Source organism: Amycolatopsis sp. NPDC114503 (assembly GCF_055633655.1).
In genome coordinates this window covers 296,504-317,646 of sequence record NZ_JBVKDT010000008.1, presented here as the reverse complement: position 1 = coordinate 317,646, position 21,143 = coordinate 296,504, and the positions used below count along the sequence as shown (strand labels likewise).

The window sequence follows — 21,143 nt, the reverse complement described above, 5'->3', positions numbered from 1 at the left end:
CGCCACAACCCCGCGAAGGAGAATCGTCATGACCGCATCCCGTGCCTCATTGCCCGTCCTGATCACCGCATGGTCCGTGCCCGCCCTCGTTCTCGGGCAGTTCGCATTGCTCTCCGGCATCCCGCTGATCGCACTCGTCGTCTCCAGCCTGCGCAATTCCCAGCCGCGCGCCCTGCGCTGGTGGTCGGCCGGACTGGCCGCGGTCTATCTCGGAGTCCTCGCGCTCTGGGCGTTAAGTCCGGAAAGCGCGCCCAGTTTGTCTAAATCCATGAATCCGGCGGTCACCGCATTCTTCGTCGCGAGCGGAGTCGCCGTCGCTATCGCGCACCACTTCCGCGCAACGCCGGAAGTGCGTTAACGGAAAACTGGTAATCTCGAAACCACCAGCCCTGACGAGGAGGCCGATGAAAACCGTCGCCATCGAGGAGCACTGGACCACCCCCGGCATCGACCGGATGCTGCGCACCGAATCCGGCGATCCCAGCATCGCGCACAACGACCGGGGCGACCTCACCGAACGCCTGCTCGACATCGGCGACCAGCGCGTCGCGTGGATGGACGAGGCGGGCATCGACGTCCAAATCCTCTCGATCGCGCCGCCGGGAACACACGGATGCCCAGTGCCGCAAGGCATCGAGCTGAGTCGCGAGGCGAACGATCTCGCCAGCGAGGCCGTCGCGAAGCACCCCGATCGCTTCCGGGCCATGACAACGCTGCCGATGTCCGATCCGGACTCCGCGCTCGCCGAACTGCACCGGACCGCGAAAGATCCAGCGCACGTCGGAATCATGTCGTACGGCCGCAGCGGCGATCGCCCCCTCGACGATCCCGCGTACGACGAACTGCTCGGCGCGGCCGCCGCGCTCGGGCGGCCGGTTTTCGTCCACCCGCAGATCCCGGTGGAGTCAGTGCGGCAGGCTTCGTACAGCGGATTCAGCCCGGAACTCAACCTCGGGCTGGCCACCTACGGCCTCGGCTGGCACTACGAGGCCGGGCTCGCCGTCATCCGGCTGATCCTGCGCGGAACGTTCGACCGCCACCCGGAGCTGCAAGTCGTCCTCGGCCACTGGGGCGAGGTGGTCCTGTTCGCGCTCGACCGCATCGACAGCCTGTCGCACACGGCCACGCATCTCGAACGTCGCGTCTCCGAGTACTTCCGCACCAACATTCACCTGGCGACCAGCGGAATGCTAGTCCCGCGAATGCTGCGCAACGCACTCGAATACACGACCGCCGACCGGATTCTGCTGTCCGGCGATTATCCGTTCCATCAGATCAAGGCCGCGGCCATCACGGAATTCCTGGAGCAAGTGCCGAACCAGGAAGACCGGGAAAAGATCGCGCACGCCAACGCGGAAGCCCTTTACCGCCTCCGCTAACGATTGCGCAAATGCTGGTGCCAGGCTTTTCCGTAAGCCTCGCGGTGCCGATCCGCCGTTGTCGTCCACGAGAATTCCTTGGCGCGCCGCTGCGCCGCGGAAGCCAGCACTGAGCGACGCGACGGATCGGCCAGCAATTCCGTCAACGCCGCGGCGACATCGCCCGCCCCGACCCCGCAGTACGCCACCGCGTCGCCGCCGACTTCCGGCAACGAAAGACGGCGCGTGGTCAGTACCGCAGCGCCGCAGGCCATCGCTTCGAGGACCGGCAGCCCGAAACCTTCGCCAAGGCTCGGGTACGCCACGAGTTCCGCTCCGCCAAGGAATCCGGCGAGCGTGCCGAACGGCAGGTACCCGGCACGAATCACCCGAAGCCGGTGCGGCACCGCGTCCAGCGCGCGCTCCACCTGGGTGTCCCAGCCGGGCTGCCCGGCGAGCACGAGGGCCGGGGCGTCTCGCTGCCCGGCGACCGCGCGGGCGTACCCGCGGATCAGCGCGGGCACGTTTTTCCGCGGTTCGAGCGCCCCCAGGAACGCGATATACGGCGTCGCTCCAAGCCCGACCGCCTTCCGCGCCGCCGCGATCTCCTCCGGGGACGGCGGGTGGAACCGTTCGCTGTCGACGCCGTGATGGATGATCTCCAACTCCGCGCGCCGCACCGGGCTCACTCGCGCCAGTTCTACCGCTGTCGCGTGACTGGGAACTACGCAGAGTGTCGCCCGCCGAAGCGCCGTGGTGGTCCAGGCGCGGAAGAAACGGGCCTTGACCGACGAGTGCAGGACCGCGTCGGTGAAGAACGTGGCGTCGTGCAACGTGACCACCGAAGCGGCCCCGCTGCCGAGCGGCATCGTGTAGTGCGGCGAGTGCACGACGTCGGCGGCGAGCCGGCGCACGAGCCGCGGCAGAGTGGCCTGCTCCCAGGTCAGCCGCGCGGTGCGCGTCGAGGTCGCGGGCGACGCGGCGACGATCCGGGAGTTGGGCGCGAGCTGGTCGTACAACGGCAGGTCGCGCGGCTGGCAGACCACCGTCAACCGGGCCCCGTCCTGGTCGAGCGCGCCGACGAGCGAGTCCACGTATCGGCCGACCCCGCCCCGATCCGCGGGCACCGCGGTCGCGTCGATCAGCACACGGGGATCACCGGTCACGAGTGCAGCGTACGGCGATCACCCACCGCACAGGTCAGGAACCGGCAAACTGCCGCCAACTCCGGGGCTGACAGACCTCGCCCACCTGCGCTCACCCGTCTGGGTTCACCCGACCGTGTGACCTCGGAGGTTCTGCCTGACTGTCAGCTCGCCCGCCGATGCCCGGCCCACGCGGCCTCCGCCAGACGACGCCCGCAGCCCAGCTTCGCGCCGCGGCCCGTCACCTCACGCCACCGGCACTCCGAACACAGCCTCAACCCAGTCAGCCCGACCGCCAATGCCCGGCACACCGCCTCAGCCGCAGCCCAGCTTCGCACCGCGACCCGTCGCCCCACGCCACCGGCACTCCGAGCACAACCTGAACCCGATCAGCTCGCCCGCCGATGCGCCGCCCACACCGCCTCCGCCGCGGCCCGCCACGTGAACGTCCGCGCCCGTTCCCGGCCCAGCTTCGACATCTCCGCCGCCTTGTCCGGCGACAGCAGCACCTCTTTCAGCGCCCGCGCCAGCGCGTCCGCGTCCCCGCGCGGCACCACCAGCCCCGCCCCTCCGGACACCTCCACCAGCGCCGGGACGTCCGTGTGCACCACCGGCACCCCGATCGCCATCGCTTCCAGCAGCGGCAGCCCGAAGCCCTCGGCGAGGCTCGGCATCGCCAGCACGCTCGCGCCGCGCATCGCCGTCGCGAGCTGCGCGTCGGTCACCTTCCCCAGCACCCGCACCGATTTCAGGCCGCGGTCGGCCGCCAGCCGCACCGGGTCGATCCCGCCCCAGCCGGGCTGGCCGGCGAGCACGAGGCCGACGTCGCCGACCTCGTCCGTGCCGTCGAGCTGCGCCACCGCGTCGACCAGCACGTCCATGCCCTTGCGCGGTTCGATCGTGCCGACCGCCAGCACGTACCGCGACGGCAGGTCAAGCTGAGCAGACCCCTCCGGCACGGTCACCCCGTGCGGCACGACCCGCACCGGAACGTCCACATCGAGCAGCACCGCCAACTCGTCGGCGACCGCCCGGGTCGGCACGATCAGCCCGGACGACCGCCGCGCGGCCCGCGCGATCATCGACCGGTGCCAGCTGACTCCGCGTGCGGTCAGGGTCTCCGGATGCGTCCACGGCACGGTGTCATGCACCGTGACGGTCAGCGTTCGCCCAGCTGGGGCCCGGGGCGGCGCGAACGGGGTCGGCGCGTGCACCGCGTCACCGCCCGGCCACCAGCGCAGGCCCAGCTGCCACAGCGCGACCAGCGCCCTCGGCGGCAGCGGCAGCACGCGAGGCCCGTCGACGCCCTCGATCCGCGCCGCGGAGACGTCCGCGTGCCGCGCGACCACGCTGGACACGGTCCAGCCGGGCGGCGCGGTGCGGGCGAGCGCGGGCAGCAGTTCGGCGGTGTACCGGCCGGTGCCACCCGGAACGGGGGCGAGCAGTTGCTCGGCGATCACGACCAGTTCGGGCACGCCGCTATTCTCTCCCAGGTGACCAGCGAGGAATCCGGCACCACCGTCGTCGTGGTGACCTGGCGTGGGGCAGACCACCTCGCCGCGTGCCTCGACGCGCTCGCCGCCCAGGACAGTCCACATCGGACACTCGTGGTCGACAACGCCTCAACCGACGGCACCGCAACGATTCTGGCCGCGCACCCAAGCCGTCCGGAGGTCCTCCGGCTCCGCCGGAACATCGGATACGCCGGCGCGATGGCCCACGCTCTCGACCGCATCGAGACCCCGCGCGTCGCTTGGCTCAACGACGACGCAGCTCCCGAACCGGATTGGCTCGCGGTCCTCGAAGACACCCTCGACAGCCAGCCGCTCGCCGCCGCCGTGACGTCCCGGCTCGAACTGCCCGACGGCAGCACCCAGTCCACCGGCGTCCGGCTCACCGCCGACGGCCACGGCGCTGACCTCACCGAACCCAGCGACGAGGTCTTCGGCTTCTGCGGCGGCGCCGCGCTGCTGCGCACCGAGGCCGTCCGCGCGGTCGGCGGCGTCCCGGCGAGCTTCTTCTGTTACTACGAGGACACCGACACCGCGTGGCGGCTTCGACTGGCCGGCTGGCACGTCGCCGCCGCGCCGAAGGCACGCGTCCAGCACCTGCACGGAGCCAGCACGAAGCCCGGGTCACCTCAATTTCACCGCTGGAACGAACGCAATCGTTTGCTCATGTTGCTGCGCTGCGCACCTGCGAAAGTCGCATTCCGCGAACTGGCCCGCTTCGCCGCGATCACCGCTTTGCTACCGCTGCGCCGACACCGTCCGGACGCGGCGAACTTCGACCCGGCACTACGGTTGCGCGTACTGGCGGAGATCGTTCTCCGGCTCCCCCGCACGCTGCGGGAGCGCGGTCGCGTAAGCCGGATCTCGGCGCTGGGCCGAGGCGCGATCTGGGAAGCCTGGGCTGGCCTTTAAGCTGGGCGGAAATTCGACGGAGGAGCTCGTCTTGGCAGTGGGGGACCCGCAACCGCTCGTCTCGGTGATCGTGGTGAACTACCGCGGCGCCGACGACACCATCACCTGCCTGCGGGCGCTGCGAGCCGACCTGGACTACGCGAATGTCGAGCTGATCTGCGTCGACAACGCTTCCGGCGGCGACGACGCGGCCCGGATCCGCGCCGCAGTGCCGGACGTTCAGCTCATCGAATCGCCGGTCAACACCGGATTCGCCGGCGGCTGCAACCTCGGCGCGCAGCACGCGAACGGCACCGTCCTCGGCTTCCTCAACAACGACGCGCGCCCCGCTCCGGCGTGGGTCTCCGCGGCCGTCGCCGAACTGCGCGCGCAGCCGACCGTCGCCGCGGTGGCGAGCAAGGTCGTCGACTGGGAGGGCACCGGCACGGACTTCGTGGACGCGGGTCTGACCTGGTTCGGCATGGGCTACAAACGCCACGCCGGCAGCCCGCTCGCCGATGTGCCCGAGGCCGAGCACGACGTCGCCAAGGACGTCCTCTTCGGCACCGGCTCGGCGCTGTTCGTGCGCGCCTCGGTATTCGCCGAACTCGGCGGTTTCGACGAGCGCTTCTTCATGTTCTACGAGGACGTCGACCTCGGCTGGCGGCTCAACCTGCGCGGCTGGCGCGTCCGCTACGTGCCGGAATCGCTCACCTACCACCGCCACCACGGCACCATGTCCGCCGTCGACGCACCGGACACCGGCCGCGAGACCTTCCTGCTGGAACGCAACGCACTGGCCGCGCTGTACAAAAACCTCTCCGACGAATCCCTGGCCCGCGCCCTGCCCGCAGCACTCGCGCTGGCCGTCCGCCGCGCGACCGCGCGCGGGGGCATCGATCCGGAGCAGCTGAACCTGGAGAAGGGCGTCGGCCCCGTCGACACCTCCGCCGTCGCGGTCCCGCGCACCACCCTCGCCGGAGTCCTGGCGGTGGACCGATTCGTCGAGATGATGCCCTCGCTGGCCGAGTCCCGGGCGATCGAGCAAGCCGCCCGCGTCCGCACTGACGCCGACCTGCTTCCGTTGCTGCGCAAGGCACTTGAGCCCGCCTACCCGCTGCCGGACTACCTGCGCGCGCACGAGATTCTGGTCGAAGCGTTCGGCATCAAGGACGTTTTCGGACAGCGGCGCAAGATCCTCGTCCTGACCGGGGATTCGATCACCGAGCGGATGGCCGGACCGGCGATCCGGGCGTGGAACATCGCCTCGACGCTGTCCGCCGAGCACGACGTGCACCTCATGACCACCAACCCGCTGGTCTCGCCGCCGCCCGCGGCCTTCCAGGTCAGCTCGGGCAAGCACCGCGATCTCGACGGTCCCATCGAATGGGCGGACGTCGTGATCCTGCAGGGCCACGTGCTGGAACTGGCGCCGTCGCTGAAGAAGCAGCACGAGAACAAAATTGTGGTCGCGGATGTCTACGACCCGATGCACCTCGAGCTGTTGGAACAGGGCAAGGACGCCCCCGACGACCAGCGTGCGCTCGACCTGGCCGGCGTCACCCGAGTCCTGGACGCCCAGCTCGAACGCGCCGATTTCTTCCTCTGCGCCTCAGAACGCCAGCGACACTTCTGGCTGGGCCACCTGGCCGCACTCGGCCGCCTGTCCCCGCGGCTCTACGACGCGGACCCGACCACCCAGTCGCTGCTCGCCGTCGTCCCCTTCGGTCTCTCCCCCCAAGCCCCGACGCGCACCGGCCCCGGCCTGCGTTCCGCTCTCGGCATCGGCGAATCGGACCGCGTCGTCCTGTGGGCGGGCGGCGTCTACAGCTGGTTCGACCCGCTGACCCTGATCCGCGCCTTCGACCTGCTGCGCCACCGCCGCGACGACGCCCGTCTCGTGTTCCTCGGCATGAAGCACCCGAACCCCGAGGTCGCCGAAATGGACATCGGCGCCAGGACGGTGCGGCTCGCGGATTCTCTGGGCCTCACGGACAAGAACGTCTTCTTCAACGAACAGTGGGTTCCGTACTCGGACCGCCAGAACTGGCTTCTCGACGCCGATTGCGGTGTCACGACGCATTACGAACACGTCGAGACCACTTTCGCTTTCCGCACCCGGGTCCTGGATTACCTGTGGGCCGGTTTGCCGATCGTGACGACAGACGGCGACGCCTTCGCCGACCTCGTCCGCGCGGAAAACCTCGGCGTCGTGGTCCCCGCGGAAAACGCCGCCGCACTGGCAGACGCGCTGGAGAAGTCCTTGTACGACCGGGAATTCGCCGACGCCTGCGTCGAACGAATCCGGGTGGTCGCGCAGCGATACGCCTGGCCGGAGGCACTGAAACCGCTGGTCGAATTCTGCCGCAACCCGCGCCCCGCCGCGGACCGGCTGCCCGGCGGCGCGGACCTGACGGTCAGCGACCCGGTACGCGGCTCCGCACTGGTACGGCGCGATTTGGCTCTGGTACGGGAATACCTCGCCGCCGGCGGCCCGGGCGAATTGGCGAGGCGAGCAGCGGGACGGGTCACGAAGGTGGCGCGGGAACGGTTGCGCCGTGGCTGATCGTCCGCTGCGCGTCCTGCTGGACGGCACCCCTCTGCTCGGTTCCCGGACGGGGATCGGCCGGTACACGGCCGCGTTGAGCGAAGAGCTGGCTTCGATGTCCGAAGTGGACCTTCGCGCGGTCGCGTTCACCTTGCGGGGCTGGCGAAAACTACGACATGTGCTGCCGCATGGGGTTCAGGCCCGAGGAATGCCGGTCTCCGCCCGACTCTTGCGGGCGACCTGGCTGCACACCCAGATGCCGCCGGTAGAACTGTTCGCCGGCCCCACGGATGTCGTACACGGCACGAACTTCGTCCTCCCCGGCCGCCTCCGCGCCGCCGGAGTGCTGACCATCCACGACCTTGCCTTCATCGACGCCCCACAGGAACTGGCCCACTCCGACCGAACCCTGCCCGAACTGGTCCGGCGCGGCGCGCACCGAGCAAATGTCGTCTGCACGCCCACCGAAGCCGTCGCGGATGCTGTCGCCGAGAAGCTGGACGTCGATCGATCGAAGATCATCGCCACCCCGCTGGGCGTGAATCCGGCCTGGTTCACCGCCCGACCGCCAGATGACGGAGTACGGGCAAAACTGCGCCTGCCGGACAAGTACCTGCTGTTCGCCGGCGCCGCCGGACCCCGCAAGGGCTTGGACTGGCTAGCAGCGGCCCACGCCGCCGCACCAGACCTGCCACCCTTGGTTTTCGCAGGCCCCGGACCATTCCCCAGGCTGCCAAGGTCAGGACAAACCGGCTACCTGTCCGATGTAGACCTACGGACCGTAGTGGCCGGCGCCGCAGCCCTCGTGCTCCCGTCACGAGACGAAGGCTTCGGCCTGCCAGTCCTGGAAGCAATGGCCTCAGATGTCCCAGTCGTCTGCACGGACATCCCCGCCCTACGCGAAGTAGCAGGAGACTGCGCCACCCTAGTCCCCTACGACGACGTAGACGGCCTGGCAGAAGCCCTACGCCAAGCCGTAACCGACCCCCACGGCCTAGCAACCTCCACCGCCCGCAGAACCCACGCAGCAAGCTTCACCTGGCACAACACCGCACTACGAACACTAGATGCATATCGCCAGGCAACAGAAGCGTAACTCGGCAGCATAAAAAACCGGCAGCCAAACACATAAACGGGCAACACCCACCCCCCTCCCGCAACCCCGATCCCCGCCTCCCACGCGGTCTGAGGTGCTTGTCAAGGTACTCTTTCCCGCCTTGACAAGCACCTCAGACCGTAGTGACAATTAATGGATCGGGGTGGGGGGCCACTTACTGCTTTTTCCGGCTTCGCCGGGGTTTTTCCGGCTTCGCCGGGGTTTTCCCGGCTTCGCCGGGGCCGGCGAAGCCGGGGAAAGAACCGGCGAAGCCGGGAAAGAAGCCCGGAGAAAGGCACCCCGAAGCCGGAATTGTGCTGACGGTCTGTGGGTGCTTGTCAAGGCGGGAAAGATGCCTTGACAAGCACCCACAGACCGCAGGGAGGCTTCGTATCGGGGTGCGGGGAGGGGGCTGGGGCTTTCTCTTTTTAGGCGTGGATGTATGCGTTTAAAGCCGCGCGCCAATCCCTTAGGGGAGTTAGTCCTGCGGCTTGCCATGAGGCGTTGGAGAGCAAGGAATAGGCGGGGCGGCCGGCTGGGCGGGGGAATTCTTCGGTTGTGCAGGGCTTGACTCTGCTGGGGTCTGCGCCGATTTCCTCGAAGATGGCTTGGGCGAAGCCGTACCAGGAAGTCTTTCCTGCGCCGGTGCAGTGCAGGATCTTCCCCTTCGGTCCCTGTCCGGCGGCAATCAACCCGGCCAGCTCCCACAGGCCGCTGGCCAAATCAGCCGACCAGGTAGGTGCTCCTACCTGGTCGTCCACCACCGACAACTGGTCCCGCTCAGATTCCAGCCTTCGGATCGTCTCTACGAAATTGGCTCCGGCCTTCCCATAGACCCAACCGGTTCGCACCACCCACGCCGAAGCTCCAGACCCGAGAACCGCATCCTCGCCCGCGGCCTTAGTCCGCCCATAAGCGTTCTTGGGTCCCAGCGCATCGTCCACCTCGTAAGGCCGATCCCCATCCCCCGGAAAGACATAATCCGTCGAGACGTGAATCAACGGCACGCGCCGGGAGGTGCAAGCCGCAGCCAGCACCCGGGGCCCGTCCACATTCACCGCGAACGCCCTGGCCTCATCCGACTCCGCGGCGTCCACCGCCGTATAAGCCGCCGCGTTGATCACTACCGGCACCGCATCGGCAGCCGCTGCTCGCTCCGCCAGGTCCCCGACCGCCGCGATCACCTGTCCGGTCGCTGTGACATCCAGCTCCGCCGACGAAGGCGCGATCACTTCCGTTTCCGGACCCGCGGAATTCACCAGGTCCCGGCCTAGCTGGCCAGAACCGCCGGGCACGAGCACTGCCAGCCGCACCGGCGTACCTCCTACTACGACAAGGGTTTCAGGACGTGCCGAGCGCGGCGCGGGCCTTCAGCGGCTCCCACCACGACCGGTTGCCGGCGTACCAGCGCACCGTCTCCGCCAGACCGTCCTCGAACGACACCCGCGGAGCGTAACCGAGTTCGGCGCTGATCTTCGCGATGTCGACCGAGTACCGCCGGTCGTGGCCCTTGCGGTCGGCCACCGGCTCGACCATTTCCCAGCCGACGCCGGTCGCCGCGAGCAGGCGTTCGGTCAGTTCCCGGTTGGTCAGCTCGGTCCCGCCGCCGATGTTGTAGATCTCGCCGGGACGGCCGCCGTCGGCGACCAGCTGGATTCCGTGGCAGTGGTCGTCCACGTGCAGCCAGTCGCGGATGTTCAGACCATCGCCGTACAGCGGGACCTTCTTGCCGTCCAGCAGGTTCGTCGCGAAGAGCGGGATGACCTTTTCCGGGAACTGGTACGGGCCGTAGTTGTTCGAGCACCGCGTGACGCACACGGGGAAACCGTGCGTGCGGAAGTACGAGCGCGCGATCAGATCCGACGAAGCCTTCGAGGCCGAGTACGGCGAATTCGGCTCCAGCACGTGGTCTTCCGACCACGAACCGTCCTGGATGGACCCGTACACCTCGTCCGTCGAGACGTGCACGAACTTCCCGACCTGCGCCTCGAGCGCGGCCTGCAGCAACGTCTGGGTCCCGAGCACGTTGGTGAGCACGAAGTCCGCCGAACCGAGGATCGAGCGGTCCACATGGGACTCCGCGGCGAAGTGGACGACCAGGTCGACGCCGCGCATCAGCTCGGTGACCTGTGCGGTGTCGCAGATGTCGCCGCGCACGAAGCGCAGCCGCGGGCTGTCCGCGACCGGGGCGAGGTTCGCCTCGCTGCCCGCGTAGGTGAGCTTGTCGAGCACCACGACCTCGGCGTCGGCCAGCGTCGGATACGCCCCCGACAGCACTTGCCGCACGTAGTGCGAACCGATGAACCCGGCACCGCCGGTGACCAGGACCCGCATCCTCATCCACCCTTCCGCCCGACCGGGCATTCTCTCCACCAGCCTACGGGTGGCTCACTCGAGGGTCGGTAGAGTTCGACTGAGCGCGAAACGCGCGCGCATCCTGGGGAGGAACAGTGGCCGAATGGCCGGGGACACCGCTGCCGGTGCACCGCGGTCGCGGCGTGGTCGTCGTGCTGCGGCGGAGCGGGAAGATCCTGCTGTCCGTCGTGTCCGTGGTCGTGCTGGCGCTGACCTGGTACGGCTGGCAGTTCATCGGCGACCCGCAGTCCGGTTTCTCCACCACGGCGATCTTCGGCGAACAGCAACCGCACGCGAAACCGCTCGACGGCGCGATCGACATCCTCCTGGTCGGCCAGGACAGCCGCACCGACGCGCAAGGCAACCCGCTGCCGCGCGAGGTGCTCGACATGCTGCACGCCGGAGAGTCCGACGGCGAGAAGCAGACCGACACGATGATTCTCGTGCACATCCCGCAGAACGGGGAGCACGCGATCGCCATTTCCTTCCCGCGCGACTCCTACGTCGAGATCACCGGCGGCTTCGGCAAGCACAAGCTCAACAGCGCGTACGTCTACGCCTACAACGACACCGCCAAAACGCTGCAGGCCAAGGGCAACGCCGACCTCAAGGACGTCGACGAGAAGGCCAAGCTCGCCGGACGCAAGAACCTCGTCGCCACGCTCGAGAAGTTCATCGGCAAACCGGGCATGATCGACCGCTACGCCGAGGTCAACCTGGCCAGTTTCTACGAGGTCACGAAGGCTATCGGCGGCGTGCAGGTGTGCCTCAAGAACCCGGTGAAGGAAAAGAAGTCGGGCGTCGACCTGCCCGCAGGGAAGCAGACCATCGAGGGCGTGCAGGCGCTCGCGTTCGTCCGGCAGCGCTACGGCCTGCAGAACGGCGACCTCGACCGGATCGGGCGCCAGCAGGCGTTCCTGTCCGGGCTGGCGAGCAAGGTGCTCTCGTCCGACGTGCTCGCCAACCCGGTGCGGATCGCGCAGCTCATCGAGGCGGTGAAGAAGTCCGTGGTGCTGTCCGCGGGCTGGGACCTGTCGGAGTTCGTCGAGCAGATGCGCGGCCTGACCGGCGGCAACGTCGAATTCCACACCATCCCCACCGAGGGCAACGCGGTGATGGGCGGCGCGGACGTGCTGCGCGTCGACCAGGCGAAGGTCCGCGCCGAGATCAACCGGCTGACCTCCGACGGCAGCGCGCCGGAGCCCAGCAACGCGCCGCTGCCCGGAGCCGACAAGGTCACCGTCGAGTTGTTCGACGGTTCCGGCTCCGGTGCCGCCGAACAGATGCAGAGCCTGTTGCAGGGCAAGGGTTTCCAGCTCGGCACGAGCACGAAGCTGTCCACCCGCGCGACCACCGTGCTGCGCTACCACCCGTCGGACGAGGCGTCCGCCGACCTGGTCCGCCAGACTCTCGGCACCAACGCACAGGCCGAGCCGGACGCCGACGTCGCCGCCGGACACGTCCGGGTGATCCTCGGCAAGGACTCCCGGGACACCGCGAACGCATCAGCCACGACCTCGTCGGCCCCTCCCGCGGCACCGCCCTCGTCCTCGCCGTCCGCGCCGCCTTCTTCCGGACCTTCGAACTCACCCGCACCGCTGATCACGGCGGGCGATGTCCCCTGCGTCAACTAGAGTCGAGCACCCAGCGTGGCGGCGCACCGCAGGCCGTACGCTGGTGAGCGGGGAGGTAACCGGGGTGAGTGAAAACCAGGATAAACCGGACCGGACGGCGGATTCCGCCGACAGTCCGGCGGTTTCCGACGCCTCGGACCGCGGATCCGACGGAATGACGGAGCCGAAGCACGCCGCCGCTGAGCCGGTCGCCGAAGAGACGACCGGGGAGACCGCGGCTGAGGAAGCCGAGCCGGTTACCGAGGGCGCCGCCAGCGCAGAGGCTGCCGCCAGCTCCGTGGGCACCCCCGCCGAGGAGGCCGCTTCCGAGTGGAAGCCCTCCCCACACCCACGCGTCGAACTTCCCCAGCCGTCGAACCCGGCACCGGAACCGCGACGCCGCACGGGCCGGGCCACCCGGATCACCCGCCGCGTCGCGATCGGCCTGGTCTCCCTGCTCGCACTGGGCGCGACCGGCTACGCGTACGTCACCAAGGACAAGCTGCAGGACAACGTCGCGACCACCGACGTCCTCACGCCGCGCGCGGGCGAACCGCCAGCGCCGCCCGCCGACGACGGCGGCACGGACATCCTGCTCGTCGGCAGCGACGCGCGCACCGACCAGCAGGGCAACCTGCTGCCGTTGAGCATGCTGAAGTCGTTGCGCACCGAGGGAACGTCCGGCATCAACACCGACACCATCATCCTGGTGCGGATCCCGAAGAACGGCGGCAAAGCGTCCGCGATGTCGATCCCGCGCGACACCTGGGTCGACGTGCCCGGCCGCGGCAAGGCGAAGATCAACTCCGCGTACGGCGTCGCCAAGGCGCACGCGGCGGAGGAGGAACGCGCGCAGGGCGAGCACGACCAGGCGAAGATCGCGCGCGATTCGGACGGGGCCGGCCGGCGCGCATTGGTCCAGACCGTGCAGGACCTCACCCAGGTCCGCATCGACCACTACGCCGAGGTCAACCTGCTCGGCTTCTATTTGCTGACCGAGGCCGTCGGCGGCGTGCAGGTGTGCCTCAACCACGCGACGTCCGACAAGGACTCCGGCGCGGACTTCCGCCGCGGCGTGCAGACCGTGACCGGCGGTGCGGCGCTGTCTTTCGTGCGCCAGCGCAAGAACCTGCCGAACGGCGACCTGGACCGGATCAAGCGGCAGCAGGCGTTCCTGTCCTCCGCGGTGCACAAGGTGTTGTCGGCGGGCACGCTCACCAACCCGAGCATGCTGAACAGCCTGATGGACGCCGTGCACCGGTCGATCGTGCTCGACGACAACCTCGACGTGCTCGAGTTCGCCCAGCAGGTGAAGGGCCTCGCGTCCGGCGACCTGACCTTCGCGACGATCCCGGTGATCACCACGAACGGGCGCAGCGAGGACGGGCAGAGCATCGTCGAGGTCGACCCGGCCACGGTGCAGAAGTTCGTCGCGGGCCTGGCCGGGCGCACCAGCTCCGGAGGCGGCGGCGCGGCGGCCGGAGCGGCACCTCAGGGCCTGGACTCCGGAATCCCGGGCGTGCCCTGCGTCGACTGACGCCGCGGCTAGCCTGAAGACATGAGCCTCACCGAGCAGCTGCTGCGCCCGCTTCTGGCCTCGCCGGCGAAACCGCTGGTCACACACTACGACGACCGGCTCGGCAGCCGGGTCGAGCTGTCCGTGGCGACGATGCAGAACTGGGCCGCGAAAACGGCGAACTGGCTGGTCGACGAGTTCGACGTGGAGCAGGGCGACGCCGTCGCGGTGCGGCTGCCCGCGCACTGGCAGACCGCGGGCGTGCTGCTCGGCGCGTGGTGGTGCGGGGCCCGCGTGGTCGCGGAGCCGGACGGCGCACGGGTCGTGTTCACCAGCCCGGACGAGGAGATCGACGCCCCGGCCGTCGCGGTGGTGTCGCTCGACCCGATGGGCCGCGGCCTGTCGGCCCCGCCGTCCGGCGGAGCGCTCGACTACCTCAACGAGGCCCGGATGTCCGGCGACCAGTTCTTCCCGATGCAGCCGACTCCCGGCGACACCCCGGCGCTCGTTTCCTCCACTGTGGACGAAGTGTGGGCGGAAGCCACTGCCCGCGCGGCAAAACTCGGCCTGACCGCGGCAGACCGAGTTTTGTCCACGATGGACTGGACGGTGCCGGACGGCGTACTCGACGGCCTGCTCGTCCCGCTCGCCGCCGGCGCGCACCTGGTCCAGGTGACGAACGCCGACCCGGCGAAACTGGCCGCCCGCCGCGAGGCCGAACGCACCACCGCCGACCTGACCGCGTGAGTGCTGGCGGCGACTAAAACCGGGCCAGCACTCACCGCGGTTCTCAGGCGGTCTGCAGCTCGTTCGCGCTCTCGCGGCGACGCCGGAACAGCACGTGGTCCAGGGAAAGCCGTCCGCCGTTGAAGCCCAGCGCCAGCGCGGTGAGGCCGAGCACCAGCACCAGCTCGTAGCCGCCCTCGCCGGTGAGGCCGTGCGCCGCGTGCACCGAGATCAGCGCGCCGGCCATGTTGATCGCGTAGCCGATGGCGACCACCGGCAGCAGAAAGCCGACGACGAACGCGATCGAGCCGAGCAGTTCGAGCACGATCACGAGGAACGCGGCGACGCTCGGCAGCGGGATGCCGATCTGGCTGAACATGTCGGCGGTCGCGCCGACGCCGCTGTTCCATTTCTGCAGGCCGTGGGCGAAGAACACCACCGCGATGCCGATCCGGCCGAGCAGCAGCGCGACGTCCTTGACTCGAGTCAACATGGAGACAGCTCCCGATAGGTGAAAATTCAACTGACCCGGCCCACGGTAGGGCACCGAACACCGCCGCGGGGGTGTCAGCCAGTGATCGACAGGAAACCGACAGGCACCGAAAACTCGCTGTACACCGCTCGCGGCTCGGCGGTACCGTCCGAATATCCGTGAGTGTCGCCTGCTCGCGGACGTGTTTTCGACCTGCGAGGAGCCCCGATGCGCCGACAGTCCGATCGACCCCAGTTCGGCCTGTCTCCCGTATCTGAGGACCTCCGTACGCATGAAAGCACTGACCATCGGCATCCTGGCGCACATCGACGCAGGTAAAACCAGCCTCACCGAACGTCTGCTGTTCGAGACCGGCGTGATCGACCACGCCGGTCGCGTCGACGACGGCGACACCCAAACCGATTCGCTCGAACTCGAACGCCGGCGCGGCATCACCATCAAGTCCGCCGTCGTGGCGGTCAGCACGCCCGGCCACCGGCTCAGCCTCGTGGACACCCCCGGCCACCCCGATTTCATCGCGGAGGTCGAACGCGCCGTCGGCGTGCTCGACGGCGCGGTGCTCGTGGTGTCCGCGGTGGAAGGGGTGCAAGCCCAGACCCGTGTGCTGATGCGCACGCTCGTCCGGCTCGGCATTCCGGCGCTCGTGTTCGTGAACAAGATCGACCGCACCGGCGCTCGTGAAGCCACGTTGCTGGAATCCTTGCGTACCAAGCTTTCCCCGCACTGTGTCGCGATGAGCACGGTGACTGGAATCGGCACCGCCGACGCCCGCCCGAAGCCGTTGCCCTTCGACGAACGCTTAGCCGACGCACTGGCCGGAGACGACGTCTTCCTTGAGTCCTATGTGGCTGGTACGGCGTCCTCAATGGATTACCGAAAAGCTTTGACGCGTCAGGTCGCCGCGGCCTCGGTGTATCCGGTCTTCTTCGGTTCCGCAGTCACCGGAGCTGGCGTCGCTGACCTCATCGCCGGGATTTACGAACTGCTGCCGTCCCGCGAACGACGTGCGGACGGACCACTCGACGCCACCGTCTTCAAGATCGAACGCGGCCGTTCTGGCGAGAAAATCGCTTATGTGCGAATGTTTTCCGGCTCGCTGACAGCACGCCGACCGGTGCCGTTCCGACGCCTAGGCACGGAAGGCGTCGGCCGCCCCTCCGCAGTGCGAGTGTTCGAACACGGCGCGACCCCGGTGTCCGGCGAGGCGTTGGCCGGGGATGTCGCGCGAGTCTGGGGTTTGCCGGAGATCCGGATCGGCGACCGATTGGGCGAAAGCGCCGACCTTTCCCAGAACCGATTCTTCGCTCCGCCGAGCCTCGAAACGCTGGTGTACCCGGTCGATCCAGACCAAACCAGCGCCCTGTACACCGCGCTGACCCGACTGTCCGAACAGGACCCGTTGATCAGCATCCGCCGCCAGGACCAGGAAATCACCGTCCGCTTGTACGGCGAGGTGCAGAAGGAAGTAATCCGGACGACGCTCGCCGAAGAGTTCGGAATTGCCGCCGAGTTCGAGGAATCGCGCCCGCTGCTGGTCGAACGTCTACATGGGACCGGACATCGCGTGCGCCACCCCGCACCGGATGAGCGAGTGTTCTTCTGGGCCACAGTCGGACTTCGCGTCGATCCTGGCCCACCTGGTTCCGGCACCGACTACCGGTTGGAAGTCGAACTCGGCTCGCTGCCGCTGTCGTTTCACAAAGCCGTCGAAGACACCGTGCACGAGATCCTGCGAGAAGGTCTGCACGGCCGGGAAGTGATCGACTGCGTGGTCACCCTCACCGATACCGCGTTCTACCCGCCAGTCAGCACCGCCGGAGATTTCCGTGGCATGACCCGGTTGGTACTGCAGGAAGCCTTGCGTCAGGCCGGAACGCGGGTGTACGAACCGGTCCACGCTTTCGAATTGGAAGCACCGGCTTCCTCGGTCAGCGCGGTTCTGCGCAAGCTAGTGGAACTTCGCGCAGTGCCCGACGAACCAGTGCTCGCCGGTGACCGGTGCACTGTGGACGGTCATCTCCCAGCCGCCTCCGCGCACGAACTGGAACAGGCGCTGCCCGCACTCACCCAAGGCGAGGGCACGCTCGTGAGCAGCTTCGCGGAATACCGGCTCAAGCCGGGTGGCGGCGGACCGCGTCGAGTTCCGTCCAGCCGCCGTGGGCGGACAACAGCGTGAGGACGCGCTCCGCGAGGGCCGAAAACCGGCGCAGGTCCTCGTGGAGCGCCTTCGCGCGGGTGGAGTCGAGCGGGGCGTGGTCGTCCCACCACAGGCAGATGACCGCGCTCGCGCACAGTACGAGCGGCTGAACGAGGTCCGTGAACTCCGCGGACGGCTCGGCCGTTTCCCGGCACGCGCTCTCGATTTCGTCGCACGCGTCGAGCAGCTCGCGCAACGGGCCCACCGCGCCGGACGGGGTGCCGTCCCACGACGCGGTGGGCCACGCGCGGTCGCTCAGCTCGAGCCAGAGCCGCCATCCGGCGACCAGCTCGGCCTCGTCGTGCGGCGTCCAGGTGTCGGGGAGCAGCCAGAACATGTCACCGACTGTGACATCGCGGCCGGAGTCCGCACAACCAACTCGGCGAAAGTGTTCGCGTTTTTACCCCGGGGCGGGGGTATCTCAGCTGATCACCGGGGGCACGAACACGCAGCTGGGCTTTTTCGCGTGCTGCGGGTCGAGCGCGTTGAGCACCTCGCGCTGCGCGATCGGGTCGTAGGTGATGCCGAGGTGGTCGGTGTAGTCGAGCCCGCAGACGTCCTGGAGGACGAGGTTTTTCACGTTGGGCGCGGGCTTGAGGAAGGCGTTGGTGTAGGGCGTGACAACGTCGTCATACCTGGTCTGGATGACTGTGTAGTCGACGCCAGGGACGGTGTCGCCGCCCGCGTTGAGATCTTTGAGGAACGCGGACCCTGTGGACTGTTCGTTGCAGGCCGGACAGGGGATGCCGACGATGTCGCGGGCGGGCGGGATCGCCTGGATCGCGGTCAGCAGACCGAACAGATTGGTGCCGTAATTGGACGGAGAAAGCCCGATCAGCTTGCCGATCTTGCTCGCGCCGCCGAGGTATTTGATCCAGTAGCGCGGGTTCATCCCGCCCTGCGAATGCCCGACGACGTCAAGCTTCGAGGCCCCGGTGGCCTTCAGGATCTTGTCCCCGAAGGTCGCGAGCTGCCCCGCGGTCCCCGCCACCGGCCCCACCGTCTGCAGGAACGCCCCCGGCGACCCGCCGAAGTTGCCGGCGAACACGCAGTACCCCGCGTTGGCGAGCTTCTGGGACAGATTCGCCCAGTTCTCGTACGCGTTGGCGGTGGTGCCATTGGACAGCAGCACCGGGTTCGGATGCTCGGCGGAAGGTTTGCAGTTCCAGTCGTTGGCCCCCGGCGGCGCGATCGTCGGCTGCCCGACCGAGTAGATCGCCGCGGCGATGATGTTCGGCTGCACTGGACCGGTCGGTTCTTGCCCGGTCGCCCCCGATGCCACCGCGGTGCCGCCGCCGAGCGCGACCACCGTCGCCGCCAGGAGGACCATGCCCCGTCCGAACGCGCGTACGCCCATACCGTTTCACCTCTCTGTGAACCCGACGCAGTGGTTAACGCGGAACACGAGAAAGGGAAACGCGGTTACTAGTTTTTATCGCAAACCGGCGAGCGTTCGGTCCACCGCATCGATCAAGGACGCCCGGTTTCCCGGGTAGACACTGATCTGCGCGGCGCCGTCCCTGGTGCTCTGGAAGCTCAGCACCCGCCCCCGCCCCCTGAGGTCGATGACGGACAACGGCGAACTGTAGCTCCGCTCGCCCCTCTCGTCCCGGACCGCGGCATGCAACTGATGCACCGCGTCACGCGGCGCCCGCATCAGATACCGCACCTCGTCCGCGTCGCCGCCTTCCTCCGCCAGCGGATCGGCCCCGCCGTTGTCGTAGTACTCCCGCCGCACCCGCATCACCCGAACCGCCGCCGGCGAGCATTCCGGCATCGCCATGACCAAACAAGCCGCCAGCTCATGCGGCGACACCGGATCCAGCTGAACGAACTCCGCGTCGGTAATCAACCGAACGGCTTCCTGCCTCGTCGCCGCGACGAGAATCGCCCCGTTGTCTTCCTGATGGGTGCCGAAGTCAGTCCAGCCGTACACCTCATGCCGCGCGGTAGCGAGCAGCTTGAGCGTGCCGCGCAACGCTTCCGCTGCTGTTTCGCCAAGCTCGTTGAGAAGATCCCGCGTCCGCTTCGCCCTTTCGGCCGCGCCTTCCTCGGTCAGGTACATCGGTGTGTCCTCGACGACCACCGGTACTTTCCCGAGATCCTCCGCGTGCCACAGCGCCAAAAACACCGACCGCGGCATCCGCAGCGGTCTGTCGATGATCGTCATCGAGCCCCTCAACCGCCAATCGTCGGGGGTGTCGGGGGCAGGCCGGTGCGTGGGTCGAGGGCGCGCTCGCCGTTCTCGTCGACGAGAGAGAACGCTGAGTCGTCTTCGATTCCGTACTTGCGCTGGTGTTCTTTGTCTTCCTCGCCCTTGCCCTTGCCGCCGCCGGCCATGCCACCCATTCCCGGGCTTCCCTTGGCTCCGGCCGCGCCCTTCCCCGCCGCCGCTGCTGCTGTCCCGCGCCCCTCTTCGCCCACGCCCGCTCCGGCTCCTACACCAGCTCCCCCGCCAAGCCGCGCCGCAATCCCGCCGGTGCGGCCCCCTTCGCTTCCTATTCCGCCTGCGCCGCCGCCGCTGCCGCTGCCGCTGCTTCCGCCGCTTCCGAGCGGCCCAAACCCACCCGCCGTCCAACCACCACCGCTGTTGCCGCCACTACCGCCCCCAGTCCCCACGGAGGTCGACGGTGGCGGGGCCCACTCAGCCCCACCAACCCGATCAACCGACGGCGGCGTCCACCCGGAGGTCGAAGTCCCGTCACTGCTCCCCGGGTACCACCCGCCGGGCGGCGTGACGCCGCCCGAACTCCCCTGGTGGCTTCCAGTGCTCCCCGGGTGGAATGGCACCCCACCAGTTCCACCAACCGCCCCCGGCCCACTCCCCGGCCCACTCCCCGGGCCGCTTCCCGGCCCGCTGACTCCAGGCCCGCTGACTCCAGGTCCGCTGACTCCCGGCCCACTGGTCCCGGGCCCAGGGCCTCCCGGCCAGTTCCCGACCCCGCCATCGCCCCCCGGCCCACCAGAATCCCGCCCCGGCCCACGGTAAGCCTTCTCGTGCGGCCCGCTCTTGCTCCGAGTGTGATCGCCACCGGAATCGATCTTGAGATTCTGCCCGTCGAACCCGGAAACCTGACCGTAATCGCTGTTCAGCCCCTGACCATTGGTCTTGGCCTGATCCGCGTACTTCTGATACCGCTCGACGTTGTGATTCGCCGCCGCGTTGTATTCGTTGATCTGTTTCTCGGTGTCGGTGTCCCAAGGAGTCCCCTGGTCCCAAAGATTCTTGTGCGGAGGTGTCGGAGGCATCGACTGCAGCGCGATCTTCATGTCGTTGTAGCCGTGCGTGGTGTCGACCAGCTTCTGCCCATTGACCACGTAAGCCTGCGCGGAGGTGGAAGATGCGTCGGACAACGGCCTGAGCCGAGCGCGAGCCGCATCCGCACCGTCGCCGGTCCAGACCGATTCCAGCATGGTGGTGATCTGCTGCGCGTCGTCGCTGTTCTGGTGGTGCTCCTGGATCATCTTCTGGACCGTAGAACTGCCACTGTCCCACGATGACGTCCCCGGACCTTGCTGAACCTGCTGCACAATCGCCGGTGCCGGAACAGCCTGATCGCCGAGGTTGCCGTGGTAGAAGTCGGAAAACCACCCGCCAGCATCCTTGAGCCGATCGTTGACCCAGTCATCCGCATCACTGATGCGGTCGCCGATCCACTTCGCACCCTCGCCGATGACATCAAAGAACCCCATC

18 protein-coding genes are annotated in these 21,143 nt (G+C 68.4%); 9 read left to right on the top strand and 9 right to left on the bottom strand.

Features of this window, described 5'->3' with window-relative positions; all coding sequences use genetic code 11:
• Positions 1–28: 28 nt before the first annotated feature.
• Positions 29–358: a hypothetical protein gene (locus ACZ7OI_RS32395; RefSeq protein WP_470267882.1), complete on the top strand. Its 330-nt coding sequence runs from the start codon at positions 29–31 to the stop codon at positions 356–358.
• A gap of 46 nt (positions 359–404) precedes the next feature.
• Positions 405–1,379, top strand: coding sequence for an amidohydrolase family protein (locus ACZ7OI_RS32390; protein ID WP_470267881.1), 975 nt, complete (start codon positions 405–407; stop codon positions 1,377–1,379).
• Here ACZ7OI_RS32390 and ACZ7OI_RS32385 read toward each other — a convergent pair.
• Together ACZ7OI_RS32385 and ACZ7OI_RS32380 are read right to left on the bottom strand one after the other, a co-directional pair.
• On the bottom strand, positions 1,376–2,506 hold the full coding sequence (locus ACZ7OI_RS32385) for a glycosyltransferase family 4 protein (RefSeq protein ID WP_470268056.1): 1,131 nt from the start codon (positions 2,504–2,506) through the stop codon (positions 1,376–1,378). The two genes, ACZ7OI_RS32390 and ACZ7OI_RS32385, sit on opposite strands and share 4 nt — an antisense overlap.
• A 386-nt stretch (positions 2,507–2,892) precedes the next feature.
• Positions 2,893–3,978: a glycosyltransferase family 4 protein gene (locus tag ACZ7OI_RS32380; RefSeq protein ID WP_470267880.1), complete on the bottom strand. Its 1,086-nt coding sequence runs from the start codon at positions 3,976–3,978 to the stop codon at positions 2,893–2,895.
• Positions 3,979–3,996: 18 nt separating this feature from the next.
• Between ACZ7OI_RS32380 and ACZ7OI_RS32375 the strand changes: the two genes are divergently transcribed.
• From ACZ7OI_RS32375 to ACZ7OI_RS32365, 3 genes are read left to right on the top strand one after another with little or no spacing between them, the layout of a single operon-like run.
• On the top strand, positions 3,997–4,926 hold the full coding sequence (locus ACZ7OI_RS32375; RefSeq protein ID WP_470267879.1) for a glycosyltransferase family 2 protein: 930 nt from the start codon (positions 3,997–3,999) through the stop codon (positions 4,924–4,926).
• Positions 4,927–4,957: 31 nt separating this feature from the next.
• A complete protein-coding gene (locus ACZ7OI_RS32370; RefSeq protein ID WP_470267878.1) occupies positions 4,958–7,471 on the top strand; it encodes a glycosyltransferase in 2,514 nt (837 codons plus the stop codon).
• Positions 7,464–8,549, top strand: a complete 1,086-nt coding sequence (locus tag ACZ7OI_RS32365) for a glycosyltransferase family 4 protein (protein WP_470267877.1) — start codon at positions 7,464–7,466, stop codon at positions 8,547–8,549. Before ACZ7OI_RS32370 ends, ACZ7OI_RS32365 begins: the two co-directional genes overlap by 8 nt.
• 428 nt (positions 8,550–8,977) lie before the next feature.
• Here ACZ7OI_RS32365 and rfbD read toward each other — a convergent pair whose 3' ends face one another.
• Both rfbD and rfbB read right to left on the bottom strand, forming a co-directional pair.
• Complete coding sequence (rfbD, locus tag ACZ7OI_RS32360) at positions 8,978–9,862, bottom strand: dTDP-4-dehydrorhamnose reductase (protein ID WP_470267876.1); 885 nt, start codon at positions 9,860–9,862, stop codon at positions 8,978–8,980.
• Positions 9,863–9,890: 28 nt separating this feature from the next.
• Positions 9,891–10,883, bottom strand: coding sequence for a dTDP-glucose 4,6-dehydratase (rfbB, locus tag ACZ7OI_RS32355; RefSeq protein WP_470268055.1), 993 nt, complete (start codon positions 10,881–10,883; stop codon positions 9,891–9,893).
• A 116-nt stretch (positions 10,884–10,999) separates the two neighbouring features.
• On the opposite strand from rfbB, the gene ACZ7OI_RS32350 reads away from it, so the two are divergent.
• From ACZ7OI_RS32350 to ACZ7OI_RS32340, 3 genes are all read left to right on the top strand, one after another.
• Complete coding sequence (locus ACZ7OI_RS32350; protein WP_470267875.1) at positions 11,000–12,538, top strand: LCP family protein; 1,539 nt, start codon at positions 11,000–11,002, stop codon at positions 12,536–12,538.
• Between the two features lie 64 nt (positions 12,539–12,602).
• On the top strand, positions 12,603–14,054 hold the full coding sequence (locus ACZ7OI_RS32345; protein ID WP_470267874.1) for an LCP family protein: 1,452 nt from the start codon (positions 12,603–12,605) through the stop codon (positions 14,052–14,054).
• Between the two features lie 21 nt (positions 14,055–14,075).
• Positions 14,076–14,780: a TIGR03089 family protein gene (locus tag ACZ7OI_RS32340; RefSeq protein WP_470267873.1), complete on the top strand. Its 705-nt coding sequence runs from the start codon at positions 14,076–14,078 to the stop codon at positions 14,778–14,780.
• 43 nt (positions 14,781–14,823) lie between these two features.
• Here ACZ7OI_RS32340 and ACZ7OI_RS32335 read toward each other — a convergent pair whose 3' ends face one another.
• Positions 14,824–15,252, bottom strand: coding sequence for a DoxX family protein (locus ACZ7OI_RS32335; RefSeq protein ID WP_470267872.1), 429 nt, complete (start codon positions 15,250–15,252; stop codon positions 14,824–14,826).
• A gap of 271 nt (positions 15,253–15,523) precedes the next feature.
• Here ACZ7OI_RS32335 and ACZ7OI_RS32330 point away from each other — a divergent pair, with 271 nt between their 5' ends.
• Positions 15,524–17,428 carry a GTP-binding protein gene (locus tag ACZ7OI_RS32330; RefSeq protein ID WP_470267871.1) on the top strand — a complete coding sequence of 635 codons (1,905 nt, stop codon included), beginning with the start codon at positions 15,524–15,526 and terminating at the stop codon, positions 17,426–17,428.
• Here the strand turns inward: ACZ7OI_RS32330 and ACZ7OI_RS32325 are convergent.
• From ACZ7OI_RS32325 to ACZ7OI_RS32310, 4 genes are all read right to left on the bottom strand, one after another.
• Entirely contained in the window at positions 17,364–17,786 is a 423-nt protein-coding gene (locus tag ACZ7OI_RS32325) for a hypothetical protein (RefSeq protein WP_470267870.1), read from the bottom strand. The genes ACZ7OI_RS32330 and ACZ7OI_RS32325 overlap by 65 nt on opposite strands.
• An 84-nt stretch (positions 17,787–17,870) precedes the next feature.
• Positions 17,871–18,806, bottom strand: a complete 936-nt coding sequence (locus ACZ7OI_RS32320; protein ID WP_470267869.1) for an esterase/lipase family protein — start codon at positions 18,804–18,806, stop codon at positions 17,871–17,873.
• A gap of 75 nt (positions 18,807–18,881) precedes the next feature.
• Positions 18,882–19,619: an ESX secretion-associated protein EspG gene (locus ACZ7OI_RS32315; RefSeq protein ID WP_470267868.1), complete on the bottom strand. Its 738-nt coding sequence runs from the start codon at positions 19,617–19,619 to the stop codon at positions 18,882–18,884.
• Between the two features lie 8 nt (positions 19,620–19,627).
• On the bottom strand, positions 19,628–21,142 hold the full coding sequence (locus tag ACZ7OI_RS32310) for a hypothetical protein (protein ID WP_470267867.1): 1,515 nt from the start codon (positions 21,140–21,142) through the stop codon (positions 19,628–19,630).
• Position 21,143: the final 1 nt, after the last annotated feature.